General features: G+C 46.3%; 6 protein-coding genes. 4 read left to right on the forward strand and 2 right to left on the reverse strand.

Annotation, left to right across the window (positions count from 1 at the left end; all coding sequences use genetic code 11):
* Positions 1–1,788: a GNAT family N-acyltransferase gene (locus ACOIT5_RS21710; RefSeq protein ID WP_423128259.1), complete on the reverse strand. Its 1,788-nt coding sequence runs from the start codon at positions 1,786–1,788 to the stop codon at positions 1–3.
* Positions 1,789–1,960: 172 nt separating this feature from the next.
* Between ACOIT5_RS21710 and ACOIT5_RS21715 the strand changes: the two genes are divergently transcribed.
* Positions 1,961–3,808, forward strand: coding sequence for a YgiQ family radical SAM protein (locus ACOIT5_RS21715; protein ID WP_423128260.1), 1,848 nt, complete (start codon positions 1,961–1,963; stop codon positions 3,806–3,808).
* Here the strand turns inward: ACOIT5_RS21715 and ACOIT5_RS21720 are convergent.
* Positions 3,805–6,627 carry a helix-turn-helix and ligand-binding sensor domain-containing protein gene (locus ACOIT5_RS21720; protein ID WP_423128261.1) on the reverse strand — a complete coding sequence of 941 codons (2,823 nt, stop codon included), beginning with the start codon at positions 6,625–6,627 and terminating at the stop codon, positions 3,805–3,807. The two genes, ACOIT5_RS21715 and ACOIT5_RS21720, sit on opposite strands and share 4 nt — an antisense overlap.
* Positions 6,628–6,979: 352 nt before the next feature.
* Between ACOIT5_RS21720 and ACOIT5_RS21725 the strand changes: the two genes are divergently transcribed.
* From ACOIT5_RS21725 to ACOIT5_RS21735, 3 genes are read left to right on the forward strand one after another with little or no spacing between them, the layout of a single operon-like run.
* Positions 6,980–10,027 (forward strand): SusC/RagA family TonB-linked outer membrane protein, encoded by a 3,048-nt coding sequence (locus ACOIT5_RS21725; RefSeq protein WP_423128262.1) that lies wholly within the window; start codon positions 6,980–6,982, stop codon positions 10,025–10,027.
* Positions 10,028–10,038: 11 nt separating this feature from the next.
* A complete protein-coding gene (locus ACOIT5_RS21730; RefSeq protein WP_423128263.1) occupies positions 10,039–11,559 on the forward strand; it encodes a RagB/SusD family nutrient uptake outer membrane protein in 1,521 nt (506 codons plus the stop codon).
* 21 nt (positions 11,560–11,580) lie between these two features.
* On the forward strand, positions 11,581–12,678 hold the full coding sequence (locus tag ACOIT5_RS21735) for a LamG domain-containing protein (protein ID WP_423128264.1): 1,098 nt from the start codon (positions 11,581–11,583) through the stop codon (positions 12,676–12,678).
* The last annotated feature ends 100 nt before the right edge of the window (positions 12,679–12,778 follow it).

Consider the following 12,778-nt stretch of genomic DNA (forward strand, 5'->3'; position numbering starts at 1 on the left):
TTATTCCCTGTTCGTGTAAAAGCGTTGCAGGATTGAACCGTCGTTCACTTCTTTCGAAAGCGACTCTATGGTGTTCTTAGGCACATCGTACACATCAAGCAGGATTAACCCGTCGAGGCAGTTATTGAATTTCGGGTCAACATTAAAACCGACAATTTTAGCGCCCAGTTTAATATATTTTTTCAGCAACACCGGCAAACCGGTATTCAATTCATCCACATCGCCGATAAAACGATCAAGTTTATTGATATCATCCAGGTTTTCCATGATCACATTGATATTCGGATCCTGGCTTTTAAACTTAAACGCCCGGCGCGGCGCCACCAGCGGCGCCAGATTCCAGTCGAAATGGCGGAACATGATAAAGGTAATAATCAGTTCTTTCGATATCTTCGAGTAATTGTTGCTGATGCTCACCGGCCCGAGCAGATAGCGGTACTCCGGATTTTTCAGCAGGAAATACAAAATACCCTTCCACAACATAAACAACGGCATGGGTTGCCGCTGGTAATCCTTAACCACGAACGAACGGCCAAGCTCAAGCGCCTGTTTCAGAATGGGTTCGAAACCTTCTTTCATGCGAAACAGGCTTTGCAGGTAGAACCCACGCGCCCCGAACTCGTGTAAAATATCATCTCCCTTCCCAATCCGGTAGGCCCCTACGATCCGCTGCGCATCTTCATCCCAGATAAACAGCTGATGGTAATACAAATCAAATTCATCCAGATCGATGCCGCGGTTGGTTCCTTCGCCCACCTCGCGGAAGGTAATTTCGCGCAAACGCCCGATTTCGGTCAAAATATTCGGAATTTTTCGCGAGGGCGAACAGTAAACGGCAAAATTCTTCAGTCGGAACAACAGCGTATCTCCGGCCTCCTTAATCTCTTCGGTAATTTTTTCCTGATCCACCGGCGGCACAATCGGTTCGGGTTTTGCATGGGGCTTCAGGGAATAATTGAAGAAACGCTTTACCTCCATGTTCCCGCATAAACTATAGGTTTTTGCCCGCAGATAACGGCCAAACTGATAGATTTCGCCGAAGTTGTTCTGATCGGCGATGGTGATCGGTGAGCCGATGCGGACCTTAACCGGTTTTTTCTTTTTATTTAATAGTTCGGAAGGTAACTTAACTGTCCTTAAATTGGGATGAATCAGGCCGATGAGATGAAACAAACGACTGTTTTTGCCTGAAAAATAAACCGGGACCACCGGCACGTTTGCTTTTTTAATGAATTTCAGCACCGGATATTGCCACTGACGGTCCGAAATTTTATTCGTACCATCAAAGCTCGAAACTTCGCCTGCCGGAAAAATGCACATTCCCCCTCCCCGATGCAAATGTTCAATCGCGTTTTTTAAGCCGCTGAAACTTGGTTTGTCAGCTTTCCGGCTTTCAAACGGATTAACAGCCAGAAAAAAATCGCTCATCGGCTCAATCCGTTTCAACAGAAAATTAGCCAGAACTTTAATATCCGGCCTGACCTGCGAGAGGATCTTGATTAACAGGATACCGTCCAGCCCGCCAAAGGGATGGTTCGATACCACGATAAAAGGCCCGGATTTAGGGATTCTTTTCAACTCCGCTGCGTCAAACTCGTAGCTGATCTCCAAAACTTTTATCAACTCATCAATAAATTCGACTCCCTGTTTATCAGCAATTTGTCCGTATATTTTATTTAACTTATTAAACCGGAGAACATACATGATGAACTTTGCCAGGTTTTCGCCTCCAAGGTAAGCCAGGTAAGGGTTGGCTCTCAGAATATCTTTCGGGTTGACAATTTCCATTACTTCGAATTAAGTGCTTGCTAAAAATATAAATGTAGCCTTAATTTCCATAGCTTCCGTTCATTTTTCTTAAAAATAAAAGAAGCCGGATTTCTTTAAAAAAAGACACAAAAGTCTTTAAAAATGAACAAAACCATCATACCTTTGTCATTTCTAAAGAACAAGGCATCTCATGAATATACTTTATCAACGATACCAGACAACGAATTGGCTTCCCACCACTAAAAAAGAAGTTGAAGAACGTGGTTGGGACGAGTTGGACGTCGTCCTGTTTACCGGAGATGCTTACGTGGACCACCCGTCGTTCGGAGCGGCCGTGATTGGCCGGATCCTGGAAGCCGAAGGGCTGCGCGTGGCCATTGTTCCCCAGCCAAACTGGCAGGACGACTTACGCGATTTTAAAAAGCTGGGGGTTCCCCGCCTGTTTTTTGCCGTCACCTCGGGCAACATGGACTCGATGGTGAACCACTACACCGCCAACAAGCGCAAACGTTCGAACGACGCCTACACCCCGGGAGGACAGTCGGACAAACGGCCTGATTATGCAACGGTTGTTTACTCCAATATCCTGAAAAACCTGTATCCCGATGTTCCGCTGATTATCGGTGGAATTGAAGCTTCGCTGCGCCGGGTCACCCATTACGACTACTGGCAGGACCGGCTGAAACCGTCGATCCTGGTTGATTCGAAAGCCGATTTGCTTTTTTACGGGATGGGCGAAAAATCGATCATCGACTATGCCCGCCTGGTACAGAAAGGCGTCGATCCGAAAAGCCTGACCAACATCCCTCAAACAGCTTTTCTTGTCGGGAAAGAAGACCATTATGCAACGCAAAAAAAGTGGAACAGCATTGAATTGTATTCGTACGAAGAATGCCTGGCCGACAAAAAAAAGTTTGCCAAAAACTTTATGCACATCGAAGAGGAGTCGAATAAAGCGGAGGCCCATGTCATCATTCAGCACACCGGCAACATGAAGGTGGTGGTTAATCCGCCCTGGCCGCCGCTCGAAGAAAAAGAAATTGACCGGTTTTACGATTTGCCGTTTACACGCCTGCCCCATCCAAAATATAAAACGAAGGAAACTATTCCGGCTTACGAGATGATCCGGCACTCCATCAATATTCATCGCGGCTGTTTTGGAGGCTGCACCTTTTGTACCATCTCGGCACACCAGGGAAAGTTTATTGCCAGCCGTTCGCAGCAGTCGGTCATGAAAGAACTGGAACAGGTAACGCTGATGCCCGATTTTAAAGGATACATCTCAGACCTGGGCGGCCCCTCGGCCAACATGTACCAAATGAAAGGCATCCACGAAGAGATCTGCCGCAAATGCAAACGCCCGTCCTGTATTTTCCCGGATGTGTGCAAAAACCTGAACATCGACCACCAACCCATGCTTGATTTGTACCGCGAAGTACGAAAACATCCGAAGGTTAAAAAAGCTTTTATCGGGAGCGGTATCCGTTACGACATGATCCTGCATCAGACCAAAGACGAGCAGGTGAACAAAAACAACAGGAACTACCTGCGCGAGGTGGTTAAACACCATGTTTCGGGCCGTTTGAAGGTAGCGCCCGAACATACCTCCGACAATGTTTTGCGAATCATGCGCAAACCGTCATTCAGCTTGTTTTATAAACTGAACAAGGTGTTTAACGAAATCAACAAACAAGAAGGTTTGAAACAGCAACTGGTCCCCTATTTCATTTCCAGTCATCCCGGCTGTAAAAACGAAGACATGGCTAACCTGGCTGCCGAAACCAAACAGCTTGATTTTAAGCTGGAACAGGTGCAGGACTTCACCCCCACGCCCATGACCCTGGCCACGGTGATCTTTTATACCGGTTTTCATCCCTACACGATGGAGGAAGTTTTCACAGCCAAATCAAAAGCGGAAAAACTCGCGCAGCGAAAATTCTTTTTTTGGTACAAACGCGAGTACCAGCAACAAATCAGGCAAGAATTAATAAAGCTGAACCGAAAAGATTTGCTGAAGAAGATCCTGGATAAGCCTTAATACTTCAAAATCAAATCAATCAGGTTATCATCGTGCTCAAGGCCCATGCGCTGTCTGAGCCGGTAACGGTGGTTCTCCACTCCCCTGACCGAAATCCCGAGCAAGGGCGCTATTTCTTTCGACGACAGGTTGAGCCGCAAATAGGCGCACAGCCGAAGATCCTTTGGCGTAAGATCGGGAAATTCATCTTTCATTTTCTTCAGAAACTGCTCGTGGGCCCGCTCAAAGTTTGTTTCAAACAGCTTCCAGTCGTCCTGACTTGATATATTATTATCGATTTTCGTAACCAGGTGCTGGTAATATTTATCGGGGTACCTCGATCCCAGTTGTTCCTTCTGTTCGGCCACCATTTCTTTCAGTTCAAGCAAAAACTCATTCTTTTTAATCATGGCCATTGTTGAGTTTGCCAGTTCCTTACTCTTGTGAGATACCTCGGCATTTAACTTTTCGTTACGAAGCCGGATCAGTTCCTGTTCGCGCTTTTCACGTTCGGCCTGCTCTTTTCTGCGGATTTTCCTGATTCCGAACAAACGGAACAAAAGCAGCAGTCCGCCCAAAACAACCGCGTAAACCACACGGGCAAGCCCCGATTGATACCAGGGAGGCAAAATCTCGAGGGTCAGCAAATTGGCCTGGCTTTCGTTATTCCAGAGGTCGATGGCTTTCACCTTCAGTTCGTAAACTCCCGCAGGTAACCGGTCGAAGCGGAAAACAGGCGTTTGTGTTTTCGCCGACCAGCCCGGATCTATTCCCTCCAAAAAATATTGATAGTACACCGGATCGTCGGTATAGTGCGGGAACGAATACCGGACCTGCACACTGTTCTGACTGTTGCTTACTTTGAGATATTTATTTTTAGGCAGATTGACGGCACCCTCGTTCCGCCTGTTTATGGTCTGCAATTCCCTCAGCACGGGAAAGAGGTACCGGATGGTTTGCCCCGGGTCTCCGAAAGAAGCATCGAGCCAGGCCATGCCGTTTTCGAGGCATAAAATGGCTTCGGTTTCCGAAACCGGCAAAATATTCTCGAAACCCTCAATCACCTGGTTATTTTCAAATATCGTTGACGGATAAGCTTTTACCAAATCGACCCGGTCGCCGTAAATATAAAAAAGCGCCATGCTCTCGGTGGTAATAAACCAGTAATGATGATCGGGCGCCTCAACAACGCGGTGCGAACGGGCATATTCGCCTAAACGGTCGTTCAGGTAAGCATAGGGAAGAATCAAATTATTCAGGTCATCGTAAGTATAAAGCTGATTTTTGGTGGTAAATACAATCCGGTTTTCAATTTTAAACACATGCAACGAATGGTCTTTCCTAAAAACCGACCCGGCGCCAAAATATTCCTGCTTTAATACCTTTTCCCGCTGATCGTCCAGGGTAAGCTTATAAATGCCCCGGTGCATATGGCTTGCCCAGATATTCCCCAGGTGATCGATTTCGATGTACCGGATCAGATCGTTAAAATCGTCAATGGTATGACTGAAGGCGTACTGCCCGCCGGTCTTTTTAAACGAAAGCAGGTTATTATAGGTTGAACCTATCAGATACTCGGGGTGAACCGGGTCTTTCCGGATCGAAAAAACACCTCCGGCCCGGTGGATAAAACCGGCAAACCCGTCCCTGATCAGAAAAGTGCCCCCATTGTGCCCGACAAAAAGCTGATTATCAATCACCTGACAGGTCCAGACCTGGCCCTGAGTCCCCGGAACCAGCCGGTAGGCGTTATTCGGTTCCGGCAAATTCTTGGCAAACAAGCCCTGGTTGGTTCCCAGGTAAATCTTGTCCTGAAAGACCGCTGCTGCGTAAACAGCCCCGATATCCGGGATATTCTCCACGCGAATCCCCTTAACCGGCGATGCCGATATAAAATCAATGCCGCTGTCGAGGGTCAGCCAGATGTTATCGAACTGGTCGGTTGCGATCCCCAGTACGGTATTATTCTGAAGCCCGGTCCCCACATTCAGTTTATAGATCAGACGCCCCTCTTCATCACAAACCAGCATCCCGTCGAGAATTGTTCCAAGGATAATTTCTCCGTTTTTTCCAACCAGTCCCCGGTTCAGTTCATTTTTCATGAAATAATCGGTCCATTCGGGGGCCCACTCCCGGAGCTTTTTGCCGTCCCAAACAACGATTCCGTGCGAGGCCGTCCCGATCAGGAGTTGATTTTCTTTATACGGAAGTAAAAAACGGACGATTTTATTGGAAAAGAACGGATCGGTGACATAGGGCACGGTTTTACCATTCTCGACCGTAAAGATCCCTTGGTTAGCCACCGCGATCAGGATCCGGTCCCTGATTTTTTGCATAGTATTCGTAAAACCGGGAAGGCTTACCGGAACAGCCGTGTCATTTTTATAAACAATCAGTTTATTAAACGAATGGAAATAAGTTCCATCACCCTGCGAGGCAATATTCCAGAACTCTTCATTTTTTGTAAAAAACTGTTCCACCAGACCATTCAGTGAGAAATAGTCCAGTTGCCCCAGCTGGTTCCGTTTCCAATAACCCAGTTCCCGGTAACCACTGGTGTAAATAATGCTGTCGTTAGTAGCAAATACGGCCCGGGTAATGGTTTCGTTCGGAAGCTTATGCAGTTTCCAGTTGGTCCCGTCAAACTCAAGCAGACCATTGTGGTTGGCAAAATACATGAAACCGTTGGTTCCCGAACAAGCCGCCCAGTTCTGACTGGCCGCCTGATAATCTGCTTTGCTAAAATTTTTGATGCCCAGTGTTCCGGCTGCCTGTCCCCATAACGGGATCAGAACAAACAGGCCGCAGGATAAAATGATCTGACCAATTTTTCGTTGCATGCCGCTTATTTTAACTTTCCAAAATAAAAGCTTAAGCCTCTAAAACCTCTTTTTGGGATACCGGATACAAAGAAAGAACAATTTTCAGTGGCTAAACAGCCGCTTTCAGGCAAATCTTCTCACAACATGTTTTATATCATATCGTTGTTTTCTTCCGAAATATCACATTTTACAAAACCTAACAAGTTCAACTACTGTATATTATAATAACACAGACAAGAAGTGATGAGGGAATGATGAGGCGAAAGAATGACTTCACCCGCCGGCGAGAATTCATGGTGTACCCTTTTATTTCCTTACCGGGATACATCAGTCATAATTTTGTGTACACACTGATTCTAAAAATTGAACTATGAAAAAATTAATGATTCTTTTCTTATTTCTTTTATCAGTTACAACAATTTATGCGCAACAAATTTCTGTTACGGGTAAAGTAACTGATGCGTCAAATGGTGAACCGATCCCGGGGGCAAGTGTCGTTGTAAAAGGCACTACCCTGGGAACCATCACCAACTTTGACGGTAATTACACGATTAATACAGCTCCCAATGCTGTGCTGGTCTTTAGCTTTGTGGGCTTACTAAGCCAGGAAGTTACTGTGAATAACCGGTCTGTTATCAATATTTCGATGGAAAGTTCCACCGAACTGGTCGACGAAGTGGTGGTGGTGGGCTATGGACAGTTGAAGGTGAAAGACCTGACCTCGTCCATTACCACACTCAAATCGGAGGAACTGGTAAAGACCCCTGCCGGACAAGCCATGCAGGCCTTGCAGGGAAAGGTCGCCGGTGTTCAAATTGTCAACTCGGGGGCTCCGGGAAGCGAGCCAACCGTACGGATCCGGGGGATCGGATCATTTCCAAGCAGCAGTAATTCTGCTCCTTTATATGTGGTCGACGGGATGTACTTCGATAACATCGATTTTCTGAACCCGTCGGATATCGAAACCCTGTCGGTTTTAAAGGATGCATCAGCCGCAGCCATTTATGGGGTTAGGGCTGCCAACGGGGTTGTCCTTATTACCACAAAAAAAGGATCGCTGAATGCCAAAACGACCATTACTTATGAGGGTTATTATGGTGTTCAGGTTCCGCAGAATGTATTGAAAATGGCCAATGCAGAGCAATTTGTAAACTACGTGAACCAAACAGGCGATCCTGCTGATATCAGCTTTGTTGCCAATGCCATGCAGCGTTACGGCCGAAGCCGGGTTAACCCGAACGTACCAAATGTAAATACCGACTGGTATGCCGAGATTATGAGGTCACATGCCGCGCAGCAAAATCATTCCTTATCGATTCTGGGGGGCAATGATAAAACATCTTATTCAATCGGCATGAGTTATTTCAACCAGGAAGGACTTTTGGAAGCCAAAAACTCCTACAAGAGGATGAATCTCAGAACTTCGATCGACCACCAGGCAAACAGTTGGCTAAAAGCAGGGGTTAACTTTAATGTAAGTAACGGAACGCGATATATTGCTGACGATGCCGCCTGGTTTAACGCTTATCATGCCGTTCCGATCTTACCGGTATATGACCAGGAGAATTACGAATACCTTTTAACCCAGGGACAGACCAATGCAAGTAATTATGCAAGCGCTCAGCTTTTGGGTTATCGTGGCGCTCAAAACCCGTTCTTCCCGCTTGCATACCGGGATAACAGGCAAGATATCCGAAAAGTACTTAGCGGTATTTATGCCGAACTTGAATTAATCCCGAATAAGCTGACATTTAAAACAAATTACAACCTCTCCATGATGTTTTTAAAAGGCAGAAATGTTGGATTGCCTTATTACGCAACAAATCAAACCAACAGGCTCCTATCCACCATCAGTTCTTCACGGACAACAGATGTGGACCAGTTCTGGGACAACACATTGAACTACAGTGACAATTTTGGGGACCATAACCTGACTGCCATGATTGGCACCTCATACCGGGATGAATGGTACGATTACCTGGTGGCTTCAGCCGAGGATATCCCGATCAATGAAAACGCCTGGTATATTGGACAAACGCGGTCAGAAACATCCAAAGATGCCGATGATAATGCCGAGCGTCTTCATGGTATTTCCTACTTTGGACGGGTTTCTTACAACTATAAAAGCAGGTACATTGCTTATGCAACCGTGCGTGTGGAAGGAACCCAGAAGTACCAGGAAACCTGGGGAACATTTCCTGCCTTTGGCCTTGGCTGGGTGGCAACAGAAGAAGACTTCTTTCCGAAAGGAAATCTTCTCAATTATTTGAAAATACGGGGCGGCTGGGGAAAATTAGGTAACGATAAAATTGCGCGCCAGGATGGTGCCAACACAACGAACCCTGTCTTTTTAGCGATTAATGACACCCAGGTGGACGGAACCAAAACAACCAGTACCTTTGGATATTTAGGTTGGGAAACTGTTACAGGCACGAATATCGGCTTAAATGCTGAAATGTTCAACAACCGGTTGAGTCTGGAGGCCGATTATTTTGTGCGCGACACGGAAGATGCTGCCATACCGGTTAGCCTCAAATTACAGTCAGGCAGTGTGCTTCGGAATGTCGGTACAATCCGAAACTCCGGTTTTGAGATGGCAGCCAGCTGGAAAGGAAAAATCAACAGCAACCTGAGGTACACCATTGGCGGTAACTTATCGACTCTTAAAAATGAAGTACGCGACCTGTACGGACAAGCCTATATCGATGGCGGTCAGGCCGAATTCCGGCAAAGATCACAGGTTGGCGAACCATTGCTTTCTTTTTACGGCTATGAAGTGGCAGGCGTTTATCAAAATGCCGCAGAAATCGCAGCTGATCCGGTCGCTGTTGCCAACAACCTTGTTCCCGGCGATTTCAAATTCAAAGACCAACAAAAGGCAGGGGAAGAGGGTTACGGCGTTATTGATGACGATGATAAAATTTTCCTGGGTTCATACATTCCTACACTCACTTACGGTGGCTTTGTAGGACTTTCCTACAAAAATTTTGAATTCTCCATGAATATCATGGGGCAATCAGGTAATAAAATCCTTAACCGGAAACGGGGCGAAATTATCTGGACAAATGATACCAATTTCGACGCCGATCTTGCAACAGGTTTGTGGAACGGTGAAGGAACTTCAAATAAATATCCTTCAGCTGCTGGCTTAAGAAAAGGTTGGAACCAGAATTTTAGTGACTACTTCCTTGAAGATGGCGCTTACTTCCGGATTCAGAACATTCAGCTCGCCTATAATATTAAAGGAGAACAACTCATTGGCCCTGGAATGCCTGATGCCAGAATTTATGTCACGGCTGAAAAACCCTTAACTCTATTTAAATACAACGGCTTTTCACCTGAAGTTCCGGATGGTGTCGATCGTCAGTTCTACCCGGTTCCCGCCGTATATACGATTGGTATAAACCTCAAATTCTAATACTTAAAGACATGAAAATAAAACATTTAACTACATACTTTGCGCCAATATTTTTCAGCGGGGCGCTTCTTGTTTCGGTCGTTGGATGTACCGATAAACTGGATTTGCCTTTTGAGGATGTCGCCTTTACGAGCGATGTTGATTACACCAAAGGAGAGGATATGATATTACCTCTTTTAGGCGCCTATGAAGGATTATACACCCGTGGCTGGGAGGATCCGGTAACACTGGGCATCCGTGGCGACGATGTCAATGCCGCCGGCGACCAGGCCCCCATGCAGGAACAGGATGCATTCATTTACCTGCCAAGCCACTGGAATCTCAATTCTGTATGGCAAAATCATTACAACGATATCATCAACGCGTTTACAGCAATGGATGAAATCGAGAAATATCGCGCTGCCGCAGGCAATGATGCGCTGACCAATCAGTACATTGCCGAATGCCGCACGATAAGGGCCTATTTATATTTAAACCTGGCAAAAGCATTCGGAAAAATTATCGTCATCGATCAACTCGATAACATCCAGAACCTGCCGGCCAGCAACAAAGCAGAAGTCATGCAGTACATTGTTGATGAAATGGATGAAGTGATCCCTCTTTTGCCGAATATGCACCCCAACAAGCGAACCGACGTACGCGGAGGCATTACCCGTTACACAGCTTATGCCTTAAAAGCCCTGGCTTACCAGGAAATGGAAGACTACCAGGGGGCTGCCACCGCAGCCGCAGCAATCATCAGTTCAGGTGAATATCAATTATCGAATGATTATTACCACCTGTTCAAAAAAGCCGGAAAGCTGAACAACGAGATCATTCTGGAATTCCAGTATTCTGACTTTAACTCCGGAACCGGGGACCGTTTTGGTCACCTGTTTAATCCGTTCGGACTCCAGTGGACTCCGGTCAGAACAGGCGCCGGCGGCGGTTGGAATTTCTACGAACCCACCAAAAAGTACATCAAATTTATGCTCGACAGGGGTGAAACGGTTCGATTGGAAACATCAGTTCATTGGACACCCGCCGGAATGACGGAAATTCAGAATGAATGGGGAACATTACCGGCATGGATAAACAACAGGAACAGAGAAGGGGATGTTTTTGTCGACAATGCCCGGAAAAAGTGGGGAGCCGGCAAATGGATCCAACCATCCACCGAGCTGATTGAAGGAAGAACAGCGCCCGGAAGTAATAAGAACATGATTGTTATTCGTTATGCCGAAATTCTTCTTGTTTACGCTGAAGCCCTAACCAGGGGTGCAAGCGGCGGTATTTCGATGACTGCTGATCAGGCGGTAAACCTGGTACGCGCAAGGGCAGGTCTTAACAATCTAAGTGGTGTGACAACACAGGTTGTGCTGAATGAAAAACTCGCAGAACTGGGCACGGAATGGGATATCCGGTTTTATGACATGGTGCGGACAGGAAACACCGCAGAACTGAGTCACGAAGGAAAAAACTTTACTATGAACAAAGCCTATTTTCCAATACCGGCGCCTCAACTTGCTGAGTTACCGCAATTGGCCGAATGAAACAAATAAAAACCAAGGGAAATGAATACATATTACAGATTAATAATAGTTGCATTGAGTTTAGTGATTTTCAATGCCTGCGATCAGAATTATATTGACGGGATTTCGAAGGTCGATCCCGGAGAAGACCAGACGCCCCCCGTCGTTTTAATTACATCTCCGACCGGAGATCTGATCATCCCGTTTACCGATACCGAAACGGATGTTGAGTTCAGGTTTGAGGTGACAGATGATATCGAAGTGCAATCGGTCACACTCTCCCTGGACGGGACCCAACTGAAAAGTTACAGCGATTTTATAGACTACCGCAGGTTCTTGAACTCATATACTCATGAAAACCTGGCGATTGGCAATCACACCGTTCAAATTGTTGCTACCGACATGACAGGAAAATCAACAACTAAAACCCTTGCTTTTGAGGTCAGCAATAAATACACGGCCAAATACGCCGGCGAAATCTTTTATATGCCATTTGAAGCGGGACTGAATATGGAACTGATCAACGAAGTCAACGCTACAAAAGTTGGAAACCCGGGCTTTGCTAACGGCAAAATCGGCAAAGCCTATGCCGGAGCAACTGACGCTTATCTGACTTTTCCAACGACCGGCCTTCAGGGAAATCAGTTCAGCGCTGTTTTCTGGATGAAAGTCAATGCAGTGCCCGACCGTGCCGGCATCCTGGTAATGAGCCCGGAGGATCCGGGAAATGCAGGATATCCGCTTGTTCAGAATAACCGTACAACCGGCTTCAGGTTTCTTCGCGAGAACGCGGGAGGCAAGCAACGCTTCAAACTCAATGTTGGCAATGGAACTGCAGATGTCTGGTTCGACGGCGGAACAGCAGCCGATGTTGATCCGGCAACCGGCAACTGGGTTCATTTTGCATTCACGATCTCCGGTACCGAATGTGTTGTTTATATCAATGGTCAGGTGGTAAAACAAGGTGCTTTTACCGGTATTGACTGGACGGGATGTAATGTATTCTCAATTATGTCCGGCGCTCCCAGGTTCACCGGATGGAATCATTGGTCGGATTTGAGTTTACTGGACGAATTACGCCTGTTTAATAAGGCGCTTACACAGACCGAAGTTCAGGCAATCTGGAATGCCGAAAAGTAATCACCTTTTGTCAGATACATTCTGATATAAGACGGATTATCATCCTGGCTATCCGCGAAAAAATAACAACAATATCCCCTCTGCTGTATTGTGGAGGGGT

The organism is Gaoshiqia hydrogeniformans (assembly GCF_049347105.1).
Classification (GTDB): domain Bacteria; phylum Bacteroidota; class Bacteroidia; order Bacteroidales; family Prolixibacteraceae; genus Gaoshiqia; species Gaoshiqia hydrogeniformans.